The following is a 26,033-nucleotide window of genomic DNA, read 5'->3' as shown; positions in this document are numbered from 1 at the left end:
GTGAGTAAATAACAGGAATCTGATTCAAAGAAAAAGGGTAGACTTGTGCCTGACCCTTTTCTTTAATTGTTCACTACTTGCTTATAAAGGAACCCCTTGGAATGGTTTACCACAATGTGGACAGAACTTAGGAATACCATTACTTAAGTCAACAATTTCGCTACATTCACTACATTTCATTTCTAATTTTGGTTTCTCATTCGTTGGTTTTGGTGTACCACAGTTTGAGCAAAACTTCCCAGTGTTTTCAGTCCCACATTGTGGGCAAGTCCAAGTATCTGTAGCGCCTTGTGCATTTTGCTGGTTTTGTTTTTCCTGCATTTGTTGTTGGTTTGTTTGCGACGCTTGCGCAAAGTAGTTACCATTCGCATTCATACCCATACCAACGCCCATAAAGCCGCTCATAGCGCCACCTTCATTTTTACCAGCAGCCTCCATACCACGAGCCAAGGAACCTTGAACATAGCCTTCGCGAACACCTGGATCGCTGAGCATTGCTCCTTCATTTCGCATGTTGATTAATTTTGTTGAATCATCTGTATAAGAAATGCTCGCAACTGCTACAGAAACAATTTCCATACCGCGATTGGTACGCCAATCCTCGTCGAGTGCCGTTTGCATATATTTGCTTAATTCAACACTTTTTGAAGGAACATAAGAAATACGTTGCCCATCAGCAGACATTTGATTGATTGCAGCTTGCAATGCTGTAATGAACTCTGCTAAATATTGTTCATTAATATCATTAATATCTACTTGTGTTTGATTTTTAGGAATCGCATTAGTATAAAATAGCAAAGGATCTGTAATTTTAATTGAGTAATTTCCGTGTGCACGTAAGAAAAGTTCGGCATTATAAAAATTATCAAAATAGTTTAATGGTGCAGGTGTTCCAAATTTAATGCCTTTAATTTCTTGCAAGTTAATATAAAAAACTTGTTGTTTTTGTGGAGTTACACCACCAAACTTGAAACGACTGAAGGTCTCAGCAATCGCATCTTTTAAAGAACCGTTAAACATTGAAGGTGCAGAATCATTTTTAACTGTATAGTAGCCTTCTTCAGCAGTGTAATCGATGATTTTTCCACCATCAACAAGAAGCATCATCATGTTGGGATAGACATGTACAACAGAACCATCTGTTAAAACATCTTCCGTTCCTTTACGATTAGAACCACGTTTATCATCTTTACGTACAAAAACACCTTTTGTCATGACGGTTGTATCTCCCATATTATCAGGTTCAATAACCTCTAACCATTGATCGGCCAAGCCACCGCCAACTGAACTTGTTGCTGCTTTAATAAGTCCCATGTTCATTCCTCCTAATAAAAAACTAATTGTTACAGCTAGTATACCACACAATGAATGCAGAGAAATCCAACGAAAGCCTGATGAAATGGAAAAATTTGATCAAACTTTATTAAGAAATTAAAAAAAGTCTAGGTGAAACACAAGCATTTTAAAAAAAGTTACGTATAATAGAAGAAAAGACATATTATATAGTTGGGGGATTATTGAATGGAACGAAGCAATCGTAATAAAAAATCTTCAAAAAAACCACTTATTCTTGGCGTTTCTGCCTTGGTTCTGATCGCTGCTGTCGGTGGTGGGTATTATGCTTATAGCCAATGGCAAGCCAAACAAGAATTAGCTGAAGCGAAGAAAACAGCCAATACATTTTTAAACGTATTGTCAAAACAGGAATTTGATAAGTTACCATCCGTTGTTCAAGAAACTAGCTTAAAGAAAAATGGCTATGATACTAAATCTGTTGTTGAAAAATACCAAGCAATTTATTCAGGGATTCAAGCAGAAGGGGTCAAAGCTAGTGATGTTCAAGTCAAAAAAGGGAAAGACAACCAATACACATTTACCTATAAATTATCGATGAGCACTCCTTTAGGCGAAATGAAAGATTTGTCTTATCAATCAAGTATCGCCAAAAAAGGCGATAACTACCAAATCGCTTGGGCACCGTCTTTAATTTTTCCAGATATGTCAGGAAATGATAAAATTTCGATTCAAGTAGATAATGCCAAACGTGGAGAAATTGTCGATCGTAATGGTAGTGGGCTAGCAATTAACAAAGTGTTTGATGAAGTGGGCGTAGTGCCTGGCAAACTCGGTTCTGGCGCAGAAAAAACAGCCAATATCAAAGCTTTTAGTGATAAGTTTGGCGTTTCTGTTGATGAAATCAATCAAAAGTTAAGCCAAGGATGGGTCCAAGCAGACTCGTTTGTACCAATCACAGTTGCTTCTGAACCAGTGACAGAATTACCAACAGGGGCTGCGACAAAAGATACAGAGTCACGTTATTATCCATTGGGGGAAGCAGCTGCGCAATTAATCGGGTATACGGGCACTATTACTGCAGAAGATATTGAAAAAAATCCAGAGTTAAGTAGTACGGGCGTAATTGGCAAAACTGGCTTAGAACGAGCGTTTGATAAAGAATTAAGAGGACAAGATGGTGGTTCACTAGTTATTTTAGATGACAAAGAGAATGTCAAAAAAGCTTTACAAACCAAAGAGAAAAAAGATGGTCAAACAATTAAATTAACGATTGATAGTGGCGTACAACAACAAGCCTTCGCTATATTTGACAAACGTCCTGGTAGTGCGGTCATTACCGATCCTCAAAAAGGCGATTTACTAGCGACGGTTAGTTCACCTTCGTATGATCCTAATAAAATGGCCAATGGCATTTCTCAAAAAGAATATGATGCTTACAATAACAACAAAGATTTACCATTCACAGCACGTTTTGCGACAGGCTATGCACCAGGCTCTACCTTTAAAACAATTACCGGTGCCATTGGTTTAGATGCAGGGACATTGAAGCCAGATGAAGAGCTAGAAATTAATGGCTTGAAATGGCAAAAAGATAAATCTTGGGGCGGCTATTTTGCGACACGTGTAAAAGAAGCAAGTCCAGTCAATCTTCGTACCGCTTTAGTTAATTCAGATAATATTTATTTTGCCCAACAAACATTACGGATGGGGGAAGACAAATTTAGAGCGGGTCTTAATAAATTCATTTTCGGTGAGGAACTAGATTTACCAATTGCCATGACGCCTGCTCAAATTTCAAACGAAGATAAATTTAATTCTGAAATTCTTTTAGCAGATACAGGCTATGGCCAAGGCCAATTGTTAATTTCGCCAATCCAGCAAGCTACCATGTATAGTGTTTTCCAAAATAATGGAACATTAGTTTATCCAAAATTAGTTTTAGAGAAAGAAACGAAGAAAAAAGACAATGTAATCAGCGCCAACGCAGCGAATACAATAGCCACAGATCTTTTAGGTAGTGTGGAAGATCCTTCAGGTTATGTTTATAATATGTACAATCCGAACTTCTCATTGGCTGCCAAAACAGGAACAGCTGAAATAAAAGATAAACAAGATACAGATGGCAAAGAAAACAGTTTCCTTCTAACGTTAGATCGTAGTAACAATAAATTTTTAACAATGATTATGGTTGAAAATTCAGGAGAAAATGGTTCTGCAACAGATATCAGTAAACCATTAATTGATTACTTAGAAGCAACCATTAAATAAAAAGAGAAAATGAACGAAACGAGGTTTCTGTAAAAAGAAACCTCGTTTTCCCTTTTTAGAAAAAGGAAAGTGTGCTACAATGAAGCGACTAAATTGTAGAAGGAAAGGGATTCGTGTGCGAATTTTAGCAATAGATACATCTAACCAAACATTGAGTATTGCTGTGTGTGAAAATCAAAAAATTCTGGGAAGTTATACAGCAACGGTTAAAAGAAATCATAGCTTAACATTAATGCCGGCAATTGACTATTTGATGAGTCAATTGAACTTGGCGCCAACGGCAATTGATCGTTTTGTCGTAGCAGAAGGACCTGGATCATACACTGGTTTACGTTTAGGCGTGACAACTGCCAAAACATTGGCCTATACTTTAAAGAAAGAGCTAGTAGGTATTTCCAGTCTACAAACGTTAGCTGCCAATTGTGTTGGGCAAACCGGTTTAGTTGTGCCTCTTTTTGATGCGCGTCGTAAAAACGTCTATGCTGGTGCTTATCGGTTTGTCGATGGCGTGTGGCAAAATGAGTTACCGGACCAACATATTTCACTGCGGGAGTTATTAGAACAACTAAAAAATGAACCAAATCTTTTTTTTGTTGGTGAAGATGTTGAAAAATTCACTGAAGAAATAGCTCAAATCATTCCTCATGGGGAAATTTGTGATGTCCCACAATGGCAAATTCCTAATGCCGCAGTTTTGGCTGCGTTAGGCAGTGTAGCTGAGCCTGTTGAAAATGTTCATGGGTTCTTACCTGCGTATTTGAAAAAAGTAGAAGCGGAAGAAAATTGGTTGAAGACACACACGCCTAATGGAGAAAGCTATGTGGAAAAACTTTAATTTTGTGACAAAATACTTTACAAAAAGACGGCAACGGTATATAACTAAAACCATTGCAATGAACCAACAAGAATTTCAATTGCGTGAAATCACCTACCAAGATATTAAGGATTTACTAGCAATTGAACGTGAAGTTTATGCTGGGGAACTTCCTTGGACGATGTCTGCTTTCATGGCAGAACTTGGCTCAAAAGCGCCGCATCTCTATTTGTTAGCGGCAATTAACGGAAAAACAGTTGGCTTTATTGGTTGTCGGATTCAAGGAACGGATGCACACATTACGAATGTCGCTGTCCACACAGCATACCAAGGCTTAGGTTTAGGTCGTTCTTTAATAGAAGAAACGCGAATTTTTGCCAAGAAAAATCGTTGTGAAACCTTATCGCTAGAAGTACGAATGAGTAATGTTAAAGCCCAACGTTTGTATCGAAAAATTGGCTTTGCCTCACAGACGGTGAAAAAAGGCTATTATGACGAAAATAATGAAGATGCATTAGAAATGATAATTGATTTAAAAGAAGAGTGAAGTAAAAATGTTAGTAACAAAAAAAGAAATATCTGTAGCAAATATTGGCGAAGAATTATGGCGTTTTAGTAATTCTTCTTATACAACTGGTTCCCCTTGGACAGAAGCACAATTCGCGGAAGATTTTGCTCAGGAAAATAGCGAATATCTTTTTTTAGTTGAAAATGGCCAGTGGTTAGGCTATATTGCCTACCATTTTATTTTAGATGAAGCAGAAATTAGTCACGTTGTTGTGAGTGGTCAGAAACAACACCAAGGAATTGGTTGTCAATTAATGAAAGCTTTTAAAGAATATGTTAAAAGTCGTGACATTACACAAATTTTCTTAGAGGTTAGAGAATCGAATACATTAGCTCAAAAACTTTATGAGAAAACAGGTTTTCGAAAAGTAGCTGTTCGAAAAAATTATTATAAAGAACCTCAAGAAAATGCCTTTGTAATGTGTGCGAAATTAAGGAAGGAAGCCCGATGACAATTTTTACAAAAGAACGTAAGTTATTATTAGCTGTGGAAAGTAGCTGTGATGAAACAAGTGTGGCTGTCATTGAAGATGGCGACAAAATTCTTTCCAATATTGTTGCTTCACAAATTAAGAGCCATCAACGTTTTGGTGGAGTCGTTCCAGAAGTTGCGAGTCGTCATCATGTTGAACAAGTGACGATCTGTATTGAAGAAGCATTAACAGAAGCAAAAGTCACACCAGAAGAGCTTAGTGGCGTTGCTGTGACCTATGGGCCTGGGTTAGTCGGTGCTTTATTAATAGGACTTTCTGCAGCAAAAGCATTTGCTTGGGCGCACCAATTACCACTTATTCCAGTCAATCATATGGCTGGACACATTTATGCTGCCCGTTTTGTGGCACCGCTCGAATTTCCATTGATGGCCTTACTCGTTAGTGGAGGACATACGGAATTGGTCTACATGAAAGAAGATGGCTCTTTCGAAATTGTTGGTGAAACACGTGATGATGCAGCTGGTGAAGCGTATGATAAAGTCGGACGTGTGTTAGGGTTGCCTTATCCTAGTGGCAAAGAGATTGATGCTTTGGCCCATGAAGGCACAGATACCTATCAATTTCCACGGGCGATGCTAAAAGAGGATAACTATGACTTTAGTTTTAGTGGCTTAAAAAGTGCGTTTATTAACACGGTTCATAATGCAGAGCAACGTGGTGAAGCACTGTCGACAAAGGATTTAGCCGCAAGTTTTCAGGCGAGTGTAGTAGAAGTATTAGTGACTAAAACCATTCGTGCTTGTCAAGAATATCCTGTTAAACAATTGCTAATCGCTGGGGGCGTTGCTGCGAATCAAGGATTACGAGAAGCAATGAGACATGCAATCAGTGAACAATTGCCAACAGTAACATTACTTATTCCGCCATTAAAACTTTGTGGGGATAACGCGGCGATGATTGGCGCTGCCGCCTTTATCGAAGCTGAAAAGAATCACTTTGCTTCGTATAACTTAAATGCAGAACCTGGCGTTAGTTTTATGACAATTAGTGAAGAAGGCTAGCCAGCTAGACAAAAATTTGCTATAATGAAGCCAGTTTAACAATGACATTCGATGATAAAGAGAGTACTTATTTCAACGTCAGCTTAGCGATCTTGGGAAGGTGGGAGCCAAGAGTGATCGGAATAAGGAAGCGCACTTTTAGAATTCTGCTGAAAGCAGACGGCAATCACCGTTATCGATGAAGCAGGTCTATCCAAGTAGTATAGACAATTAGAGTGGTACCGCGGGTAAATTCTCGTCTCTGACAAAACAAATCATTTTGTTTTGTCAGAGACGTTTTTGTTTTTTTATACTTACAAATTAATCAGGAGGGTTCTTATGAACAACAAAGAAATCGTAGCAAAAGCGTTACATGATGTTTTAAATGAAGAATTAACGATGGATCAAATCGAACAATTATTGGAAAATCCTAAATCAGTTGATCATGGAGATGTTGCTTTTCCAGCCTTTTCATTAGCTAAAATCTATCGTAAAGCACCACAACAAATTGCAGCGGAATTAGCAGAAAAAATTGATGGTACAAATTTTGAAAAAATTGAAGTGGTAGGACCTTATTTAAATTTCTTCATGAATAAAGAAGCAGTCAGTCAAGATGTCATTGGCGCAGTTGTCAAAGAAAAAAATAACTACGGAAACAGTACTTTTGGTAATAATGGCAATGTTCCTATTGATATGTCTTCACCAAACATTGCTAAACCAATTTCTATGGGGCATTTACGTTCTACGGTAATTGGGAATTCAATTGCCTTTATTTTAGAAAAGATTGGATATCATCCAATTCGGATTAACCATTTAGGTGACTGGGGTACACAGTTTGGTAAGTTAATTGTAGCTTATAAAAAATGGGGTTCTGAAGAAGCAGTTCGCCAACAACCAATTAATGAATTATTGCGCTTATATGTGCAATTTCATGAAGAAGCAGAAGAAAAACCAGAATTAGAAGACGAAGCACGTGCCTGGTTTAAAAAATTAGAAGAAGGGGACCAAGAAGCCAATGAATTATGGAAATGGTTCCGTAGCGAGTCTCTAAAAGAATTTGATAAAATCTATTCCATGTTAGAAGTTGAATTTGATTCTTATAATGGTGAAGCCTTTTATAATGATAAAATGGATGAAATTGTTACTTTATTAGAGGAAAAACATTTATTAACAGAAAATCAAGGAGCAGAAATTGTTGATTTGACAGAATACAATTTAAATCCAGCACTTATTCGTAAATCAGATGGTGCAACGTTATATATTACACGGGATTTAGCTGCTGCGCTTTACCGTAAACGGACGTATGATTTTGCCAAATCACTTTATGTCGTCGGCAACGAACAAAGCAATCACTTCAAACAATTAAAAGCAGTCTTAAAAGAACTAGGGTTTGACTGGTCAGATGACATGGAACACATTCCGTTTGGTTTAATTACTCAAGGTGGTAAAAAATTATCTACACGTAAAGGGAAAATTGTTTTATTAGAAGAAGTCTTGAATGAAGCAGTTACTTTAGCAGGAAATCAAATTAACGAGAAAAACCCAGACTTAGCAAATCGTGAAGAAGTGGCGAAACAAGTAGGGGTAGGAGCGGTTATTTTCCACGACCTTAAAAATGATCGTCTAAATAATTTCGATTTTGTATTAGATGAAGTTGTACGTTTTGAAGGCGAAACTGGTCCATATGTTCAATATACGCATGCTCGTGCGATGAGTATTTTACGTAAAGCAAACTTTACACCAGATGCTACACATAGTTATGCACTAAATGATAAGGATAGCTGGGAAGTCGTGAAGTTGTTACAAAAATTCCCTGAAACTGTGATGCAAGCCGCTGAAAAATATGAACCATCTGTCATTGCGAAACATAGCATTCATTTAGCGCAAGCATTCAATAAATATTATGCCCATGTTCGGATTTTGGATGAAGATGATCAAAAAGAGGCACGCTTAGCATTAGTTTACGCAGTAGCCACTGTTTTAAAAGAAGATTTACGTTTACTAGGATTACATGCACCAGAAGAAATGTAGAAGTTTTTGTGAAAATTTTGCTACGTTGAGCGCTAAACTTATTAAGCAAATATTAAAGTTAAGTTACAGATTGGGAAATTCATAGTAATTAAATAGCTAGGGTGCTATACTCGAGTCAAGTTATAAAAGGATTAGAAAAGGTGGCACCCAATTATATGACAGAAAAATGGCGTGAAGACGAAGAATATCTTTCTTATGTAGAAGATTTATTAGCAACCGAAGAAGTCCAAAAATTAGCAGAATACACACAACATATGCATTCAACTCGTTTAGAACATTCAATTAGTGTTTCCTATCATAGCTATAAATTAGCAAAGCGTTGGAACGGCAATGCTCGTGCCACAGCTCGTGCTGGTTTATTACATGATTTGTTTTACTATGATTGGCGCACAACAAAGTTTGACGAAGGCTCTCATGCCTATGTTCATCCACGAATTGCAGCCAAAAATGCTGAAAAAATTACAGAGTTGTCTGATTTAGAACGAGACATTATTATTAAACATATGTGGGGTGCAACTATTGCACCACCAAAATACAAAGAAAGTTACATTGTAACCTTTGTTGACAAATATTGTGCTGTGAAAGAAGCGGCGTTGCCGATGACGACAGCCATGAAAACCAAATGGCGTCAGTATTTTGGCCAACAGTCAATCTAAAAAAAGCTTATCCGTAAGGATAAGCTTTTTTTGTTTAACGTTGACTAAAAAGTCTAGCATTCATCTATTTAAAATAAATATTAAAAGTAATTTTGTTCTGTTAATTTCTTTTGAGCGTATCGAAAGACTGCTTCTTGATTTTCAGTTGTTAATTGTTTGTAAACGTTCATAATATTGGTTGGGACAACAAATGGCGTTTCTTCCATTTCAGGAATACCTAAGATTTCAAGAGGTGATACATCTAAAATTTTAGATAAGGCGACAATTTTATCCCTCCCCATATTTTCAATCATTCCAGTTTCCCATTTCCTGACGGTACTTTTTCCAACACCAACAAAATTTCCAACTTGTTCTAATGTAAGATTTTTCTCCATCCGTTTTTGCTTTAAAAAATTCTCTTTCAAAAAAATCACCTCCGTAAAAACATTCTAGCACAAAAAGTGTCGCAAAAGAAACATGTTTTACTATATACATAAAGCGATAAATAACCATTGAAGAGGCATATATTGACGGTTTTTTCACAAAATGATATACTTCCAGTGTCTAATAAGACACTAAAAAAGGGTGAAAAGGAGGAGTAAAATGGAATCAAATTTAATTCATTCAAAATTGAAATTAAAAGGGAAAAATGTTGAATGGTTAGCAAGTGAAATGACAGCTGTAGGTCAACCAATCTCAGCTTCAACAATTTATAAGAAATTAAAAGGAGAGGTTGTATTTAAAGCTTCAGATATTAAATTGATTTCGAAGTTGTTGGAATTAGAAAGTGAAGAAATCATGGTTATTTTTTTTAATGAACTGGTGTCCAAAAAGACACATGGTGGTTATTAAAAGTAATGATTCATTCTTCTATTGCACTTTCCAAAGTTGCGTGGTATTATTTTTAATAGTTTAATAGCAACATGGTGATGGTGTTCACCACGAACTATTTATTGGACGAATAAATTAATGACGCCTACCAAACGGGAGAAGTGTACCCTTTGGTAGGCTTTTTCTGTACGCTAGGATCAGCGATAAGAAAATTGTAAAGGAGCATGTAGAGTGAAAAAAGAAACAAAGCAAGGACTATCAATTGGCGGTTATATGGCAAAATGGTTGCTCATCACCGCACTTATTGGTTTATTTATGGGGGCGTTATCCGCCTTTTTCTTAAAGAGTCTCACCTATGTAACAGATGTTCGTTTAGCAAATCCTTGGTTACTCTTTATCCTACCAATTAGTGGCGTCGTTTTTACGTATTTCTATACGCGTTTTGGGAAAAATGCTAGCCGAGGAAACAACTTAGTGATTGAACAAGGCAATGGTGGGGCAGAAGATATTCCCTTGCGCTTAATTCCTTTAACGTTGTTTGGCACGATTACTACGCACTTATTTGGTGGTTCCGTTGGTCGTGAAGGGACGGCGGTGCAAATGGGGGGCGCAATTGCTAATGCTGTCGGAAAAGTCTTTAAGCTGTCCGCTTTGGAGCGACAAGTAATTATTATCAGTGGGATTAGTGCAGGTTTTAGTTCAGTTTTTGGCACACCATTAGCGGGAACGGTTTTCGGATTAGAAGTTTTGGCGATTGGAAAAGTTCGTGCAGAGGCACTTTTCCCAAGTTTTTTTGCAGGTTTATTTGCTAATTTTGTGACTGAAAGTTTTGGTGTAACACATACGCATTATCCGATGGGCAAAATTCCGACTTGGTCCGTTGATCTATTTGTAAAATTATTTTTGGCATCGATTTGTTTTGGCTTGGCAGGTTGGGTTTTTAGTCGTTCCATTGTCTTTTTAAAAAAGACCTACGCCAATTGGTTTGCGAATGTCTACCTTCGTGCGTTTCTAGGGGCGTCCATTGTTGTTCTGTTTGTGCTCATCTTAAACAACCAACGTTATTTAGGCTTGAGTTTACCTTTATTAGAAGATGCTTTTGCAGGCAATGCGCAGCCTTTTGATTTTGTTGGGAAATTATTCTTTACGGTGTTATCCTTGGGTGCCGGATTCCAAGGAGGAGAAGTGACGCCATTGTTTGAAATTGGGGCTACGTTAGGTAGTTCTTTGGCCCCTTTGTTACATCTGTCAATTCCTTTTTTAGCAGGTTTAGGATTTATTGGTGTTTTTTCTGGCGCCACGAATACGCCGATTGCTTGTTTCATTATGGGCATTGAACTATTTGGTAGTGACGCGGCGGTCTATTTTTTCATGGTCTGCTTAATCAGTTTTATGTGTTCTGGGAATAGTGGTATTTATGCTTCGCAACAAAGTTTGTATCGTAAAGGAACAGCAGAATATCCTCTCTTTAATGCATTAAAAAATCGACGTAAATAAGATGTTTTTCTATGAAAATATGCTAAACTAGAGAAGACGAGGTGAAGACATGAAAGACTATCAATATCCATTAGATTTAGATTGGACAACAGAGGAAATGGTGATTGTCACAAATATGTGGACAGCAGTTGAGCAAGCCAATGAAACAGGCTTACCTGTTGAAAAATTTTTAGCAACCTATGGACAATTTAAAACGGTCGTTAAAAGTATCGGTGAAGAAAAACGCTTAGGTCGTGAATTTGAAAATGCTTCAGGATATTCATTATATCGCACGCTTCAACAAGCCAAAAAACAGGGAAGCGGCAAACTAAAGCTGGGGGATGATTAGATGACAGAAATGCAAAAATTTGTTCAAACAATTCAACGTTGGCTTTTTGAAGCAGCCGATGTGATTCGCATGAACTTGGAATCAGAGTTAACCGTTCAACAGAAAAATGGCCGCACCGATTTAGTGACAAATATGGATGAACAAACCCAAGAATTTTTAATGCATAAAATCCAATCAAATTTTCCCGAAGATCAAATTTTAGGGGAAGAAAAAGGCTACAATACTTTAAAAAGTTTTGCTGGTCGCGTGTGGATTATCGATCCGATTGACGGCACAATGAATTTCGTGATGGAAAGAGAAAATTTTTGTATTATGTTAGCTGTTTATGAAGAGGGCATTGGTAAATTAGGCTTTATCTATGATGTGATGCGAGAAGAACTTTATTGGGGCGGCAAAGGTCTTGGCGTTTATCGGAATAATCAAGTATTAAAAGCGCCTACTATGAAAGCTTTGGCAGATGGATTATGGGGCATGAACGCTTACATGCATGGAAAAAATATTCATCACGCAACGGACATCGGACAAGCCAGCATGGGCGTGCGTATTAGCGGTTGTGCAGGCTTGGAAATTATCGCCATGTTAAAAGGCAACCATCATGGCTATTTATCTAATCTAAGTCCTTGGGATTATGCAGCAGGCTTAGTACTTTTGGAGGAGTTCGGGTTTAAATACTCTGGTATTACAGGAAAACCATTAACTTTTGCTGGTCGTGAATACTTTATTGCAGCAACTCCTGAAACCTATGATGAAGTATTTACCCGATATTTAAATGAATCGGAATAATCAAAGAAGAGCGTTGCTGAAAGGTAAGGCTCTTCCTCTTTTAAAAGAGAAAAATTTGTAAAAAAATGTCCTTGTTTTCAGAAAAAGCCGAATAATTTCTAAAACTTTCATTATTTTTGCAGGCGAAAGCCTTTTTTTAATGAAAAAAGTTTGCTATAATAAGCAGTCGGCTTTTATGGACTTAAGTAACATAAGCGTATATAGATAAGGAGCAATTAAATTGAAATACAGAGATGATATTCGTAACGTGGCAATTATCGCCCACGTTGACCATGGTAAAACAACCTTAGTAGATGAACTTTTAAAACAATCTGACACTTTAGATGGACACACACAATTACAAGAACGTGCAATGGATTCAAATGCACTTGAAAGTGAACGTGGAATTACTATCTTAGCAAAAAATACAGCCGTAGATTATAACGGTACACGTATCAACATTCTAGATACACCAGGACACGCGGACTTCGGTGGTGAAGTAGAACGTATCATGAAAATGGTAGACGGTGTTGTTTTAGTTGTCGATGCGTATGAAGGAACAATGCCTCAAACACGTTTCGTATTGAAAAAAGCATTAGAACAAAAAGTAACACCAATCGTGGTTGTTAACAAAATTGACAAACCTTCTGCTCGTCCGGAACACGTAGTAGATGAAGTTTTAGAGTTATTCATCGAATTAGGCGCAGACGACGATCAATTAGATTTCCCAGTTGTTTATGCTTCTGCTTTAAACGGAACTTCAAGTGAATCAGATGATCCAGCAGATCAAGAGCCAACAATGGCCCCAATTTTTGATAAAATTATTGAACATGTGCCAGCTCCAGTTGATAATTCAGACGAACCACTTCAATTCCAAGTATCATTACTAGACTACAACGATTACGTTGGACGTATTGGGATTGGCCGTGTGTTCCGTGGCACAATGAAAGTCGGCGACCAAGTTGCGTTGATGAAATTAGATGGCAGCGTGAAAAATTTCCGTGTAACGAAAATTTTAGGTTTCTTTGGCTTACAACGTGTGGAAATTGATGAAGCAAAAGCGGGCGATTTAATTGCCGTTTCTGGAATGGAAGACATTTTCGTTGGGGAAACAGTTGTAGATGTTCACAATCAAGAAGCATTACCAATTCTACACATTGATGAGCCAACCTTACAAATGACTTTCTTAGTTAACAATTCTCCTTTTGCGGGACGTGAAGGAAAATACATCACTGCTCGTAAAATCGAAGAACGTTTAATGGCTGAATTACAAACAGACGTATCTTTACGTGTTGATCCAATTGGCCCAGATTCTTGGACTGTATCAGGCCGTGGCGAATTGCATTTATCAATTTTAATTGAAAACATGCGTCGCGAAGGTTATGAACTACAAGTTTCTCGTCCAGAAGTTATTGAGCGTGAAATTGATGGGGTTAAATGTGAACCATTTGAACGTGTTCAAATTGACACACCTGAAGAATACATGGGCAGCGTGATTGAATCACTAAGTTTACGTAAAGGCGAAATGCAAGATATGATTAATGCCGGTAATGGACAAATGCGTTTAATCTTCTTAGCACCAGCTCGTGGCTTAATTGGTTATTCAACAGAATTCTTATCAATGACTCGTGGTTATGGTATTATGAATCACACCTTCGACCAATACTTACCAATGATTCAAGGAACGATTGGCGGCCGTCATCAAGGTGCGCTAGTTTCAATCGATACTGGTAAAGCAACGACTTACTCAATTATGAGTATCGAAGAACGTGGTACAGTTTTCGTTGAACCAACGACAGAAGTTTACGAAGGAATGATCGTTGGAGAAAACAACCGCGACAACGATTTAACTGTTAATATCACAAAAGCTAAACAAATGACTAACGTTCGTTCTGCGACGAAAGACCAAACATCAGTCATCAAAAAACCGAAAAAATTAACGTTAGAAGAATCATTAGAATTCTTGAATGAAGATGAATACTGTGAAGTAACACCAGAAAGCATCCGTTTAAGAAAACAAATTCTTAACAAAAACGAACGCGAAAAAGCAAGCAAGAAAAAGAAAAAAGCTGAATAATTTTTCGACAATTAAACATTTAAACCAACTATGCTCGTTTTACTACGAAAATAGTTGGTTTTTTTAATGAAAAAAATGGATTAATACGTATTTTAAGATAAGGATATTTTTTTATGTGTGGATAACTACTCGTTATCCACAACAAGCAAATGTCACTATTTTTAAAAGCTTTTGATAGCAAGCTTTCAAAATTTTTCATTCTTTTTGATGTTTCACGTTAACTGGTGTTTCACGATTGTGTCTTGTTTTAACACACCTTGTTCCTGTTAGATTAGCGTGTTAAAATGACTTGTAGAACAAAGATTGGAGCGCAATAAATGAGTGCATTACAAGAATTATTAAAAGATACATTTGGCTATGATGATTTTCGGCCAGGACAAGAAACGATTATTCGTCATGTATTGCGACAAGAAAATGTCTTAGGCATTATGCCCACAGGTGGAGGCAAATCGATTTGTTATCAGTTGCCAGCCTTACTTTTGGATAATTTAACATTGGTGATTTCCCCATTAATTTCTTTAATGAAAGATCAAGTAGACGCCCTGAATTTAATGGGGATTCCAGCTACATATATTAATAGTACCATTTCTTATCAAGAGATGAATCATCGTATTCAATTAGCGGTTAACAAAGAAGTCAAGCTATTGTATGTTGCGCCAGAGCGATTAGAATCTTATGATTTTCAACAGATGCTGACACATGTACCGATTGATTTATTGGCAGTAGATGAGGCACACTGTATTTCACAATGGGGTCATGATTTTCGTCCAAGCTATTTGCGTTTAGCAGAGATTATCGATCAATTTCAACAGCAACCAACTGTGATTGCACTAACAGCTACAGCAACGCCACAAGTAGCGGAGGATATCGTCAAGCAATTAAGAATTCCATCAGAAAATGAAATCAAAACAGGATTCGCTCGAGAAAATTTATCTTTTCAAGTCGTGAAAGACCAAAACAGAGACGTTTTTCTTTTGGAATATTTAAAGATGAATACTGGGCAATCAGGTATTATTTATGCAAGCACGCGGAAGGAAGTTGAACGAATTTATCATTTATTAGAAAGTAAAAAAATTGCGGCTGGGATGTATCATGGGGGCATGAGTGAACAGTTGCGCAGTGAAAATCAAGAAGCGTTTTTGTATGATCAAGTGCAAGTGATGGTAGCGACTAATGCCTTTGGTATGGGGATTAATAAGAGTAATGTACGTTTTGTCATTCACGCACAAGTACCAGGAAATATTGAATCTTATTACCAAGAAGCTGGCCGAGCTGGTCGTGATGGTCTGCCTAGTGATGCTGTATTAATGTTTGCCCCACAAGATTTACAAATTCAACAATACTTTATTGAACAATCTGAAATGACCATTGATTATAAGCAGAAAGAGTACTTGAAATTACGGAAAATGTCACAATATGCGAATGCACAAATGTGTTTACAAAAATATATTTTACGCTATTTTGGTGAAGAAGGGACAGACTGCGGTCGCTGCTCGAATTGCTTAGATAATCGAGAATTAGTCGATATTACGGTCGATGCCCAAAAAGTCTTGTCTTGTGTAAAACGTATGGGGGAACGTTTCGGTAAGGGTTTAGTTGGTAAAGTCTTGACTGGCTCAAAAGACCAAAAAATTGATCAATGGCATTTTGATCGGTTGCCAACATACGGACTAATGAAAGGTCGCACCCAAAAAGAAGTCACACAGCTGATTGATTATTTGACAGCAGAACGTTATTTAATTCCTTCTGATGGGCAATTTCCGTTATTATCAGTCTCGACAGAAGGTGTTCAGGTGCTCTTAGGGGAACGGAAAGTCTTCCGAAAAGAAGACCAAAAAGTTCGAAAAGTAGCAGTGGATGATGACTTGTTTGAACGATTGCGCGAATTACGTATGGACATGGCTCAAGAAGCAGGCGTGCCGCCATATGTAGTCTTTTCCGATAGTACACTTAAAGAAATGTGTGAAAAACTACCGCAAACAACGATTCAATTATTGCAAATAAAAGGGGTCGGTCAAAATAAATTAGATAAATATGGAACCGCCTTTTTAGAAGTAATTAAAGAATATCAAGAGATAAAAAAATGACATAGTTTGTTATTTTATTTAAAATTAAAAGCAGGAAATAAGAAAAAAGTCTTTTAATGTATTTGTTGTTGTATTGATAAAATAAGCTTGTTATATAAAGAGATTTCTTGCTTAATATATTGCTTGGTTTTAGAAAATTTCTTAAAGGAAATTTTCTGAAATCATCATGTATCTAACTGAGAATTATGTTATAATTATTTAATTAAGATAGGGAGGTTCTGTACAAATGGACGAAGGAATTTCAAAGAAATTTGCCATTCAATTATTAGAAGACGATGCAGAACGCATTAAAATGCTTATTCGTAATCAAAAAAACAGTTTGTGCATTTCTCAATGTAAAGCATTTGAAGAAGTGGTGGATACACAAATGTATGGTTTTTCAAGACAAGTGACCTATGCGACCCGTTTGGGGATTTTAACTAATGATGAAGGACATCGCTTACTAAGTGATTTAGAACGCGAATTGAATCAATTATATACAGATGTTTATGAAGAAACACAAGAAAAAAACGAGATTGGCAAGGAGGGTTAAGCTTTGCCAAACAAAGTAAAGAAACGGCATTTGCTAGACTATAGTATTTTTATTCCATATTTAATTTTAAGTATCGTGGGATTGATTATGGTATATAGTTCCACATCCGCATTACAAGTAATGAAAGGTTTTTCACCTACCTCATTCGTTATTAACCAGGTTGCCTTTTGGGTAGTAGGGTTAGTTGCAATGTTTTTTATTTATAAGATGAAAACATCCGTTTTCCAGAATCGAAGTTTTATCATGTTTGCCATTGCAGTAATTACGGTTATGGTTTTAGCCGTTCGGATTCCTGGTATCGGGAAAGAAATTAACGGCGCACGTGGTTGGATTGAGATTGGTGGATTTTCGATGCAACCAGCTGAGTATTTAAAAATTATGGTTGTTTGGTATCTGTCTTATATTTTAGCGCGGCGACAAAAGACAATTAATGGAGGTATGGATCAATTTAAACAAGCTGCTGGGCGGCCGTTAATGCTCGTTTTTGTATTAATTGCTCTAGTTGCCATCCAGCCTGACTTCGGGAATGCGGCCATTTTAACATTAATTACCATCGTGATGGTTTTAGCAAGTGGGATTAATTATATGTATACCTACTTGGTCGGTGGCTTGGGTATTTTAGGTAGTATCACGGCAATTCAGTTATTAATCATGTCTAAAGGAAAAATTTTCCCAGCGCGTTACCAATATATTTATAATCGTTTTGCTGTTTTTAAAAATCCATTTTTAGATGAACGGAACTTAGGGCATCAGTTAGCTAATTCTTATTATGCAATTAGTAATGGCGGCTGGTTTGGTAAAGGTCTAGGGAATAGTGTTCAGAAAAAAGGCTTTTTACCTGAAGCACATACGGACTTTATCTTTGCGATTACTTTAGAAGAGTTAGGCATTATCGGTGGTCTAGCGATTTTAGGATTGTTGATGTTTATGATTGCGCGAATTATTTTAGTCGGTGTACGCTCGAAGAAACCTTTTAATTCACTAATGTGTATTGGAATTGGTACAATGTTATTAATTCAAGTCTTTATTAATGTTGGTGGGATTACTGGGATTATTCCCTTAACAGGAATTACTTTCCCGTTCTTGAGTCAAGGTGGGAATAGTTTGCTGATTATTTCGATTGCTGTGGCCTTTGTCCTAAATATCAGTGCAGATGAAACACGGCAGAAATTAGAAAATGAGTACTATTTATCTTTAGAACAGAACCAATAAATTTGAAGGAAATTGATGGTAGGAGTGACGTTATGAAAAAGGTATTAGTTGCCAATCGTGGCGAAATTGCGATTCGAATTTTTAGAGCTTGTACAGAATTAGATATCCGTACAGTAGCGATTTATGCTGCAGAAGATGAGTATTCTGTTCATCGTTTCAAAGCAGATGAAGCGTATTTAGTTGGTAAGGGGAAAAAACCAATTGAAGCCTATTTAGATATTGAAAATATTATCCAAATTGCCAAAAAATCGGGAGCAGATGCCATTCATCCTGGTTATGGCTTTTTATCTGAAAACTTGCACTTCGCCGAACGTTGTGAAGAAGAAGGCATCATTTTTGTCGGACCTAAAACACATCATTTAGATATTTTTGGCGATAAAATTAAAGCAAAAGAAGCAGCTGTAGCTGCAGGGATTGCTTCGATTCCAGGCTCAGATGGTCCAGTAGCAACGGTGGAAGAGGTCGTAGCCTTTGGCGAAACGCACGGCTTTCCTATCATGATTAAAGCAGCTTTAGGTGGCGGCGGTCGCGGGATGCGCGTTGCTCATGATGCTAAAGAAGCACGAGAAGGTTACGAAAGAGCAAAAAGCGAAGCGAAAGCAGCCTTTGGTTCTGACGAGGTTTATGTTGAAAAGTATATTTCTAATCCTAAACATATCGAAGTACAAATTTTAGGCGATCATCATGGGAATGTCTTGCATCTATTTGAACGTGATTGTTCCGTTCAACGGCGCCACCAAAAAGTGGTAGAAGTCGCACCATGTGTATCGATGAATGAAGAGCAACGAGCAGCTATTTGTTCGGCTGCTGTACAGTTAATGACACATGTCGGCTACGTGAATGCGGGAACGGTTGAGTTTTTAGTAGAAGGGGACCAGTTTTATTTTATTGAAGTGAATCCTCGTGTTCAGGTAGAACATACTATCACAGAAATGATTACAGATATTGATATTGTGATCTCTCAATTACAAATTGCGCAAGGGCTTGATTTGCATAAAGATATGCATTTGCCAAAACAAAACGAATTGACATTAAAAGGCGCGGCTATTCAATGTCGGATTACGACTGAAGATCCACTGAACCAATTTATGCCAGATACAGGGAAAATCGATACGTATCGTTCACCAGGTGGGTTTGGTGTGCGTTTAGATGTAGGGAATGCTTATTCTGGCTACGCTGTGACGCCCTACTTTGATTCTTTATTGGTTAAAGTCTGTACGCATGGTTTCTCTTTTGAACAGGCAATCAGTAAAATGCAACGCTGCTTAAAAGAATTTCGGATTCGGGGCGTGAAAACAAATATTCCGTTTTTACAAAATGTTGTGAGCTATCCAGCGTTTCAATCTGGCGAAGCCAAAACAACCTTTATTGATAATACACCTGAATTATTTGAATTCCCTCGTATGCGTGATCGTGGCAATAAAACGATGAAATACATTGGAGAAGTAACGGTCAATGGCTTCCCTGGCATTGAAAGAACGGAGAAAAAATATTTTGAAGCTCCGCGCGTGCCGACAGATATTGAAGTTCCAGAAAAAGTGCTTACAGCTAAAAATATTCTAGACGCTCAAGGAGCAACCGCCGTTATCGATTGGGTTAAAAATCAAGAAAGCGTGTTAATGACAGATACCACGTTTCGTGATGCGCATCAAAGTCTATTAGCTACTCGTGTGAGAACACAAGACTTTAAAGCGATTGCTGGTCTAACTGATGCAGCCCTGCCTGAGCTGTTTTCTAGTGAAATGTGGGGTGGCGCTACGTTCGATGTTGCCTATCGCTTCTTAACCGAAGATCCATGGCAACGTTTAAGAAAAATTCGTCAGTTGATGCCAAACACACTTTTACAAATGCTGTTCAGAGGATCTAATGCGGTAGGCTATCAAAATTATCCTGATAATGTTATTGAAGAATTCATTAAAGAATCTGCTCGCCAAGGAGTCGATGTTTTCCGAATTTTTGATAGTTTAAACTGGATTCCTCAAATGGAAAAAAGTATTCAAGTCGTTCGGGATACTGGAAAAATTGCGGAAGCAGCAATTTGTTATACTGGGGACATCAATGATCCAGCCCGAGCAAAATATAATGTTCAATATTACCTTGATATGGCTAAAGAATTGGAAAATTTAGGCGCACAAATCATTGCGATTAAAGATATGGCTGGCTTATTGAAACCACAAGCTGCCTATCGTTTAATTAGTGAATTAAAGGCAGCCACGGATTTACCAATTCATCTACACACTCACGACACTAGTGGCAATGGGATTATCACTTATTCAGCAGCTACTAAAGCGGGCGTTGATATTGTTGACGTTGCAATGAGTGCGATGAGTGGCGCAACTAGCCAGCCAAGTATGAACAGTTTGTATTATGCTTTAGTCAATGGTGAACGAACACCAACTATTAACATTGATAATGCGCAGAAAATCAATCATTATTGGGAAGATGTGCGCATGTATTACCAACCATTTGAAAATGGGTTAAATGCACCGCAAACAGAAGTCTATATGCATGAAATGCCTGGTGGTCAGTACTCTAATCTGCAGCAGCAAGCAAAAGCGGTAGGCTTAGGGCACCGTTGGGATGAAATCAAAAAAATGTATCACACAGTGAATTTAATGTTTGGCGATATTGTAAAAGTGACGCCATCTTCAAAAGTCGTGGGAGACATGGCACTCTTCATGGTTCAAAATCATCTGACAGAACAAGATGTTTATGCGCGTGGCGAAGAACTAAGTTTTCCTGAATCAGTTGTGACTTTTTTCCAAGGCGATTTAGGTCAACCAGTTGGTGGGTTCCCGAAAGAGCTCCAACGAATTATTCTAAAAGGTCGACCAGCCTTCACAGAGCGGCCAGGTGACTTAGCAGCACCTGTTGATTTTGCGAAAGTACAAGAAGAATTAGCTGAAAAAATTGGGTATCAACCTAAAATGGAAGAAGTTTTAAGTTATTTAATGTATCCACAAGTATTTTTAGAGTATCGCCAAAAATACGAAACTTTTGGAGATATAACCTTATTAGATACGCCGACATTCTTTAATGGTATTCGTCAAGGAGAGACATTGGAAGTTCAAATTGAACGAGGAAAAACGTTAATTATTCGTTTAGATGAAATTGGCGAACCTGATATTGACGGAAACCGTGTCTTGTTCTTCAATTTGAATGGGCAACGTCGTGAAGTTTTAGTTAAAGATGCCTCCATTAAGTCTGCTGTTCAAGTAAAACAAAAGGCGGAACCAACTAATAAAGAACAAATCGGCGCAACGATGTCTGGTTCTGTTCTACAAGTATTGGTCAAACGTGGCGATAAAGTAGAAAAAGGTCAGCCGTTGCTGATTACAGAAGCCATGAAAATGGAAACGACTATCGAAGCACGTTTTGCGGGCACGGTAGATCACATTTATGTTGAAGAAGGCGAAGCAATCAGCTCAGGTGATTTGTTATTAGAAGTGAAAGAAAAATAAGATGAGAGGGGAAAAAATGAAGCGATTTTGGGCCTTTACTGCTGTTTTTTTTACAGTTCTACTCATTGGATATTTAGAGCCAGTTTTTTTCCCTGCTGAAAAACCAACCGAAACAGCTCAGAGTGGGCGCTTATCCAGCGCTCACACCGCTGTTCCTCATGAAGAATTGCCAGCTTCTGGCTACGCAGTATACATAGGGAAAGATGTGGAAACCTTTATCCGCCAGTTTGGCAATCCTAAAGAAAAAATTAAAACAGGTCGTACGTATGAATTATGGACGTTCGGTTTGACGATGAATGATTACTTAGAAGTCAACGTTCGAGAAAATAAAGTCATCGCAATTAAGGCCTTCAACAATAACCAAATGATAGAACCGTTTAAGATAGATATGAAGCTTGCTGACTTGTCTGATTTAATGACGATTTATTCGAATTTTGCATTTAATTTTCATCATGAAGCTTACGACGTCGAGCTGATGGAAGAAGATATGAACTATCGACCACTGGTTGCTTTTGATAATGGTAGTTTTGCAGTGTTATTTTTTAATCAGCGGACAGGTGGTTTAATGGCAGTTAATTATGTCAACAAAGAGACATTGCTCACAGAAATGCCTTATCAATTAAATGAAGGTTCTCCTTTGCCAGTAGATATAACGCAGTCAATGACCTTCGATCCTGTTCAAAGTAACCAAGCGATTTATGTCATGAATCTGGTTAAACACCAAGAAAATCAAGTTGCTTTTTCAGTTTCCACACAAAGTCAAAAAAATGCCCAAACATTGTATCAAACAATGGCTGACCATACACCAACAATTTTGTCGGCAAATCGACAAGCGGAATTGTTACAAACGAGAGAGGAACATACAGCCATTCATCCCTTTCAGTTGACTAAGGACGAATTTTCTTTATTAGTTAAAACGAGTAAACTTTCGTTGAGAGAGCCGGCAGGTATTTTCCAAGAGCCTGTTTATGATAGTACCTTTACTATTTTGTCATGGTTTTCGGACCCGCAATATGATAGCTATTTTGCTGAGTCAGAAACGACAGAATTGGGCGTTGCCTTTTCTAATGAAGGTGTGTTAGTCTTATTAGAGAAACGACCAGAAAATAGGCAAATCACGGAGAGTAGTGAAAAGTTATGATTGTGACAGAACATTTATTTGCAATTGAAGATCAAACAGAATGCTTAATTTCAGCACTTTTAGAAAGTGATGCTGTTCAAAACTATAAAGAAACAAAAAAAGTCATGTATGCTTCGGCGGAAGTTGCTCAGTTACAAAAGGCATTTTTAGAAGCTAAGTCAGCTTTTGAGCGAGTAGAAGCTTATGGAATTCATGCACCCGACTTTCGGGAGAAACAACGAGCCCTACGTAAAGCAAAGCGGGCGCTTGATTTAAATGAAATCGTTGCAAACTATCGTTTTGCTGAGACAAACGTTCAAACGTTGCTAGATACAATTGGTTTAAAGATTGCGCAACTAATTTCTGAAGATATTAAAGTCGATGCTGGAAATCCTTTCTTTGAACGAGGAAAGAAACATTCAGGTTGTGGAGGAAGCTGCCATGCAAGCTAAAGAAGAAAAAGAATTTACGCTTCAAGAGCGTCGTTGCCTAATTGTTTGGGTATACACATTAAAACCGTTAAAACAGTTACGCCGATATGGACTGATTCACTATGTTTCACGAAAAATGAAATATGTGGTGATTTACATGAATGAAGAAAATATTGAAAGTAACATGGAAAAAATTAATCAGTTACATTTTGTTCGTAGTGTCGATAAATCGTATCGACCAGATGTCGAAATGAATTTTGCTGAAAAAATTGGCACCAAAGCGGCTTATCAAGAACAAGAAGACGACGGCTATGTAGTAGAGGAATTATCTACAGAGATTCGCTTAGCAGAAAATGTCTAATGCAAAAGAGTGAGAAATGTTATGAGAAATTTCAAACATTTTTCACTCTTTTTGTTATAATGAATTATAAAAGAATGATTGATAAAGGAGTCGAAACAATGCGTGTTATTTCTGGAGAATATGGTGGCCGACGCCTGAAAGCGTTAGATGGCGACAATACTAGGCCCACAACAGATAAAGTAAAAGAATCTATTTTTAATATGATTGGCCCATATTTCGACGGTGGAATGGCGCTGGATTTATATTCAGGAAGTGGTGGGTTAGCGATTGAAGCCGTTTCTCGTGGGATGGACAAAAGTATTTGTATTGAAAAGAATTTTGCTGCACTAAAAGTAATTAAAGAAAATATTGCAATCACAAAAGAACCAGAAAAATTTGAAGTTAAAAAAATGGATGCTAATCGTGCCTTAGAACAGTTTTATGAAGAAAAGTTGCAATTTGATTTGGTCTTATTGGATCCGCCCTATGCTAAACAAGAAATTGTTTCACAATTAGAAAAGATGTTAGAACGACAGTTATTCACAAACGAAGCCGTTATCGTTTGTGAAACAGATAAAACTGTCAAGTTACCGGAAACGATTGGTACACTAGAAAAAATAAGAGAAACCGTTTACGGAATCACTCAAGTAACGATTTATCGTCAGGAGGCGTAGGATGAGTAAAATTGCTTTATTTCCCGGAAGCTTTGATCCGATGACAAATGGTCATTTAAATTTGATTGAACGCAGTGCGAAGTTATTTGACGAAGTCATTATTGGCGTTTTTATAAATACAAGTAAGCAAACATTATTTACGCCAGAAGAGAAAAAATATTTAATTGAAGAAGCAACTAAAGAAATGCCCAATGTGCGTGTTATTATGCAAGAAACCCAGTTAACTGTGGAAAGTGCAAAATCATTAGGAGCTAATTTTTTGATTCGTGGCATTAGAAACGTCAAAGACTACGAGTACGAGAAAGACATTGCTAAAATGAATCAACATCTAGCGCCTGAAATTGAAACGGTTTTTCTATTAGCAGAAGAATCATATGCACACGTAAGCTCCAGTTTACTAAAAGAAGTTTTACGTTTTGGGGGCGATGTGTCTGACTATCTTCCTCCCAATATTTATCACGCGTTAAAACAAAAGAAGAATGACTGGAGCTAAAATAATGAATAAAAAAACAGAAAAATTTTCGTTTAAATCACTCATTCCAATGGTATTGGCATTGCTGCTAATTGGTTTGTTTATCGTCCCAATTCCTTATTATATTGAAGGACCAGGAACGACAGAAAATTTAAAAGAGTTTGTAACTGTTGATGGGAAAAAAGATACGCAGTCAGGTGCTTTTTATTTAACAACGGTGGGCATTCGTTCGGCCACTATTTTTTCTGCCATAAAAGCAAACTTTTCGGATTTTCAAGAAGTCATGTCCAAAAAAGAATTAATGGGGGATAGTAGTAATAGCGAATATAATCGAATTCAACAATATTATATGGATTCCTCAAAAAACGCTGCAATTGAGCAAGCCTTAAAATTAGCGAAGGTTCCATATGAGATGAAATTTAAAGGCGTCTATGTGTTAGCGTTGGAAGACAACTCAAGTTTTAAAGGAAAAATTGAAGTTGGCGATACCGTGACAGGCGTAGATGGTAAATCTTTTAAAAGCAGTGAAGAATTAATGAATTATATTAAAGCACAAAAAGTGAATCAAAAAGTCACTGTTCAATTTATTCAAGATGGCAAAGCAAAAGAAGCGAGCGGCAAACTAATTGAATTGCCAACGGATAAAAAAGCGGGGATTGGTATTGGTTTGACCGATCATACAGAAATCGATTCCTCTGTCCCAGTATCTATTGAAGCGGGGGATATTGGTGGGCCATCGGCTGGTTTAATGTTTACTTTGCAGACCTATGAACAATTAAGTCATAAAGACTTACGTAAAGGTCATGAAATTGCTGGAACAGGTACGATGAACAGTCAAGGAATCGTTGGTAGAATCGGAGGCATTGACAAAAAAGTTGTAACTGCCAGTGAGAACGGCGCAGAAATTTTCTTTGCACCTGATGATGAAATAACTCCAGAAATGAAAAAAGTTGAACCAAAAATCAAATCGAATTATCAAGAAGCACAAGAAGCTGCGAAAAAAATTGGGACAAAAATGAAAATTGTCCCAGTAAAAACGGTTCAAGATGCCTTGAACTATCTAGAGAAATTAAAATAAAAGTGCGCCTGGGAAAAAATCCAAAGTGATTTTTTTCTCAGGCGCA

General features: G+C 37.4%; 23 protein-coding genes, 1 pseudogene, 1 riboswitch and 1 other annotated feature. Of the genes and pseudogenes, 22 read left to right on the top strand and 2 right to left on the bottom strand.

All coding sequences use genetic code 11. The features are described 5' to 3' along the window. Positions 1-81 precede the first annotated feature (81 nt). Entirely contained in the window at positions 82-1,314 is a 1,233-nt protein-coding gene (locus IGL49_RS08870; protein ID WP_104854949.1) for an SPFH domain-containing protein, read from the bottom strand. 207 nt (positions 1,315-1,521) lie between these two features. Between IGL49_RS08870 and pbp4 the strand changes: the two genes are divergently transcribed. The 7 genes from pbp4 to IGL49_RS08835 all read left to right on the top strand — a co-directional run bounded on the left by pbp4 (position 1,522) and on the right by IGL49_RS08835 (position 9,106). After that, positions 1,522-3,564, top strand: coding sequence for a penicillin-binding protein PBP4(5) (gene pbp4 / locus IGL49_RS08865; protein ID WP_104854950.1), 2,043 nt, complete (start codon positions 1,522-1,524; stop codon positions 3,562-3,564). 115 nt (positions 3,565-3,679) lie between these two features. Continuing rightward, positions 3,680-4,399, top strand: coding sequence for a tRNA (adenosine(37)-N6)-threonylcarbamoyltransferase complex dimerization subunit type 1 TsaB (tsaB, locus tag IGL49_RS08860; protein ID WP_002362637.1), 720 nt, complete (start codon positions 3,680-3,682; stop codon positions 4,397-4,399). Next, a complete protein-coding gene (gene rimI / locus IGL49_RS08855) occupies positions 4,371-4,925 on the top strand; it encodes a ribosomal protein S18-alanine N-acetyltransferase (RefSeq protein WP_002384199.1) in 555 nt (184 codons plus the stop codon). Before tsaB ends, rimI (IGL49_RS08855) begins: the two co-directional genes overlap by 29 nt. Positions 4,926-4,932: 7 nt before the next feature. Continuing rightward, a complete protein-coding gene (rimI, locus tag IGL49_RS08850) occupies positions 4,933-5,397 on the top strand; it encodes a ribosomal protein S18-alanine N-acetyltransferase (RefSeq protein WP_104854951.1) in 465 nt (154 codons plus the stop codon). After that, positions 5,394-6,440 (top strand): tRNA (adenosine(37)-N6)-threonylcarbamoyltransferase complex transferase subunit TsaD, encoded by a 1,047-nt coding sequence (gene tsaD, locus IGL49_RS08845; RefSeq protein ID WP_002382716.1) that lies wholly within the window; start codon positions 5,394-5,396, stop codon positions 6,438-6,440. The genes rimI (IGL49_RS08850) and tsaD overlap by 4 nt, the downstream gene beginning before the upstream one ends. Before the next feature lie 42 nt (positions 6,441-6,482). Next, positions 6,483-6,686: a binding site (T-box leader), on the top strand. 72 nt (positions 6,687-6,758) lie between these two features. After that, the gene (gene argS / locus IGL49_RS08840; RefSeq protein ID WP_104854952.1) at positions 6,759-8,450 is read left to right on the top strand and encodes an arginine--tRNA ligase; all 1,692 of its coding nucleotides are present in this window, start codon (positions 6,759-6,761) and stop codon (positions 8,448-8,450) included. A 155-nt stretch (positions 8,451-8,605) separates the two neighbouring features. Further along, entirely contained in the window at positions 8,606-9,106 is a 501-nt protein-coding gene (locus tag IGL49_RS08835; protein WP_002356666.1) for an HD domain-containing protein, read from the top strand. Positions 9,107-9,186: 80 nt separating this feature from the next. Here IGL49_RS08835 and IGL49_RS08830 read toward each other — a convergent pair whose 3' ends face one another. Beyond that, on the bottom strand, positions 9,187-9,519 hold the full coding sequence (locus tag IGL49_RS08830; protein WP_164982980.1) for a helix-turn-helix domain-containing protein: 333 nt from the start codon (positions 9,517-9,519) through the stop codon (positions 9,187-9,189). 93 nt (positions 9,520-9,612) lie between these two features. Between IGL49_RS08830 and IGL49_RS08825 the strand changes: the two are divergent. From IGL49_RS08825 to IGL49_RS08755, 15 genes and pseudogenes are all read left to right on the top strand, one after another. Then, a pseudogene (locus IGL49_RS08825) lies at positions 9,613-9,937 on the top strand (hypothetical protein). Positions 9,938-10,001: 64 nt separating this feature from the next. Continuing rightward, positions 10,002-10,071: riboswitch (Fluoride riboswitch) on the top strand. A 76-nt stretch (positions 10,072-10,147) separates the two neighbouring features. Further along, the gene (locus IGL49_RS08820; protein ID WP_104854955.1) at positions 10,148-11,413 is read left to right on the top strand and encodes a voltage-gated chloride channel family protein; all 1,266 of its coding nucleotides are present in this window, start codon (positions 10,148-10,150) and stop codon (positions 11,411-11,413) included. Between the two features lie 49 nt (positions 11,414-11,462). Further along, the gene (locus IGL49_RS08815; RefSeq protein ID WP_104854956.1) at positions 11,463-11,741 is read left to right on the top strand and encodes a UPF0223 family protein; all 279 of its coding nucleotides are present in this window, start codon (positions 11,463-11,465) and stop codon (positions 11,739-11,741) included. Next, entirely contained in the window at positions 11,742-12,524 is a 783-nt protein-coding gene (locus IGL49_RS08810; protein ID WP_104854957.1) for an inositol monophosphatase family protein, read from the top strand. It abuts the gene before it with no gap. A gap of 220 nt (positions 12,525-12,744) precedes the next feature. Further along, complete coding sequence (gene typA / locus IGL49_RS08805; RefSeq protein ID WP_002356682.1) at positions 12,745-14,580, top strand: translational GTPase TypA; 1,836 nt, start codon at positions 12,745-12,747, stop codon at positions 14,578-14,580. Between the two features lie 317 nt (positions 14,581-14,897). Continuing rightward, positions 14,898-16,667 (top strand): DNA helicase RecQ, encoded by a 1,770-nt coding sequence (gene recQ, locus IGL49_RS08800; protein ID WP_438748985.1) that lies wholly within the window; start codon positions 14,898-14,900, stop codon positions 16,665-16,667. A 226-nt stretch (positions 16,668-16,893) separates the two neighbouring features. After that, complete coding sequence (locus tag IGL49_RS08795; protein ID WP_002356684.1) at positions 16,894-17,199, top strand: YlaN family protein; 306 nt, start codon at positions 16,894-16,896, stop codon at positions 17,197-17,199. Positions 17,200-17,202: 3 nt separating this feature from the next. After that, the gene (locus tag IGL49_RS08790; protein WP_002356686.1) at positions 17,203-18,411 is read left to right on the top strand and encodes an FtsW/RodA/SpoVE family cell cycle protein; all 1,209 of its coding nucleotides are present in this window, start codon (positions 17,203-17,205) and stop codon (positions 18,409-18,411) included. 32 nt (positions 18,412-18,443) lie between these two features. After that, the gene (locus IGL49_RS08785; RefSeq protein WP_104854959.1) at positions 18,444-21,872 is read left to right on the top strand and encodes a pyruvate carboxylase; all 3,429 of its coding nucleotides are present in this window, start codon (positions 18,444-18,446) and stop codon (positions 21,870-21,872) included. A 16-nt stretch (positions 21,873-21,888) separates the two neighbouring features. Further along, complete coding sequence (locus tag IGL49_RS08780) at positions 21,889-23,013, top strand: CAP-associated domain-containing protein (protein WP_104854960.1); 1,125 nt, start codon at positions 21,889-21,891, stop codon at positions 23,011-23,013. Beyond that, on the top strand, positions 23,010-23,444 hold the full coding sequence (locus tag IGL49_RS08775) for a YlbF family regulator (RefSeq protein ID WP_104854961.1): 435 nt from the start codon (positions 23,010-23,012) through the stop codon (positions 23,442-23,444). The genes IGL49_RS08780 and IGL49_RS08775 overlap by 4 nt, the downstream gene beginning before the upstream one ends. Next, entirely contained in the window at positions 23,434-23,784 is a 351-nt protein-coding gene (locus IGL49_RS08770; RefSeq protein ID WP_002359714.1) for a YlbG family protein, read from the top strand. The genes IGL49_RS08775 and IGL49_RS08770 overlap by 11 nt, the downstream gene beginning before the upstream one ends. A 59-nt stretch (positions 23,785-23,843) precedes the next feature. Beyond that, complete coding sequence (rsmD, locus tag IGL49_RS08765; RefSeq protein WP_104854962.1) at positions 23,844-24,437, top strand: 16S rRNA (guanine(966)-N(2))-methyltransferase RsmD; 594 nt, start codon at positions 23,844-23,846, stop codon at positions 24,435-24,437. 1 nt (position 24,438) lies between these two features. Next, a complete protein-coding gene (gene coaD / locus IGL49_RS08760; protein WP_104854963.1) occupies positions 24,439-24,930 on the top strand; it encodes a pantetheine-phosphate adenylyltransferase in 492 nt (163 codons plus the stop codon). Beyond that, complete coding sequence (locus IGL49_RS08755) at positions 24,917-25,987, top strand: SepM family pheromone-processing serine protease (protein WP_164982982.1); 1,071 nt, start codon at positions 24,917-24,919, stop codon at positions 25,985-25,987. Before coaD ends, IGL49_RS08755 begins: the two co-directional genes overlap by 14 nt. Positions 25,988-26,033: the final 46 nt, after the last annotated feature.

The sequence above is a fragment of the Enterococcus sp. DIV1337a genome (genome assembly GCF_051712285.1).
Classification (GTDB): domain Bacteria; phylum Bacillota; class Bacilli; order Lactobacillales; family Enterococcaceae; genus Enterococcus; species Enterococcus faecalis.
Note: the sequence above shows the minus strand (reverse complement) of the source record. Positions and strands in the feature narration are given on the sequence as shown.

What these genes read in the sequence shown, in the direction of transcription:
- IGL49_RS08870 (WP_104854949.1), bottom strand. Translation starts at nt 1,314, where the DNA reads ATGGGACTTATTAAAGCAGCAACAAGTTCAGTTGGCGGTGGCTTGGCC.
- pbp4 (WP_104854950.1), top strand. Translation starts at nt 1,522, where the DNA reads ATGGAACGAAGCAATCGTAATAAAAAATCTTCAAAAAAACCACTTATT.
- rimI (WP_002384199.1), top strand. Translation starts at nt 4,371, where the DNA reads ATGGAGAAAGCTATGTGGAAAAACTTTAATTTTGTGACAAAATACTTT.
- rimI (WP_104854951.1), top strand. Translation starts at nt 4,933, where the DNA reads ATGTTAGTAACAAAAAAAGAAATATCTGTAGCAAATATTGGCGAAGAA.
- tsaD (WP_002382716.1), top strand. Translation starts at nt 5,394, where the DNA reads ATGACAATTTTTACAAAAGAACGTAAGTTATTATTAGCTGTGGAAAGT.
- argS (WP_104854952.1), top strand. Translation starts at nt 6,759, where the DNA reads ATGAACAACAAAGAAATCGTAGCAAAAGCGTTACATGATGTTTTAAAT.
- IGL49_RS08835 (WP_002356666.1), top strand. Translation starts at nt 8,606, where the DNA reads ATGACAGAAAAATGGCGTGAAGACGAAGAATATCTTTCTTATGTAGAA.
- IGL49_RS08815 (WP_104854956.1), top strand. Translation starts at nt 11,463, where the DNA reads ATGAAAGACTATCAATATCCATTAGATTTAGATTGGACAACAGAGGAA.
- IGL49_RS08810 (WP_104854957.1), top strand. Translation starts at nt 11,742, where the DNA reads ATGACAGAAATGCAAAAATTTGTTCAAACAATTCAACGTTGGCTTTTT.
- recQ (WP_438748985.1), top strand. Translation starts at nt 14,898, where the DNA reads ATGAGTGCATTACAAGAATTATTAAAAGATACATTTGGCTATGATGAT.
- IGL49_RS08795 (WP_002356684.1), top strand. Translation starts at nt 16,894, where the DNA reads ATGGACGAAGGAATTTCAAAGAAATTTGCCATTCAATTATTAGAAGAC.
- IGL49_RS08785 (WP_104854959.1), top strand. Translation starts at nt 18,444, where the DNA reads ATGAAAAAGGTATTAGTTGCCAATCGTGGCGAAATTGCGATTCGAATT.
- IGL49_RS08780 (WP_104854960.1), top strand. Translation starts at nt 21,889, where the DNA reads ATGAAGCGATTTTGGGCCTTTACTGCTGTTTTTTTTACAGTTCTACTC.
- IGL49_RS08775 (WP_104854961.1), top strand. Translation starts at nt 23,010, where the DNA reads ATGATTGTGACAGAACATTTATTTGCAATTGAAGATCAAACAGAATGC.
- IGL49_RS08770 (WP_002359714.1), top strand. Translation starts at nt 23,434, where the DNA reads ATGCAAGCTAAAGAAGAAAAAGAATTTACGCTTCAAGAGCGTCGTTGC.
- rsmD (WP_104854962.1), top strand. Translation starts at nt 23,844, where the DNA reads ATGAATTATAAAAGAATGATTGATAAAGGAGTCGAAACAATGCGTGTT.
- coaD (WP_104854963.1), top strand. Translation starts at nt 24,439, where the DNA reads ATGAGTAAAATTGCTTTATTTCCCGGAAGCTTTGATCCGATGACAAAT.
- IGL49_RS08755 (WP_164982982.1), top strand. Translation starts at nt 24,917, where the DNA reads ATGACTGGAGCTAAAATAATGAATAAAAAAACAGAAAAATTTTCGTTT.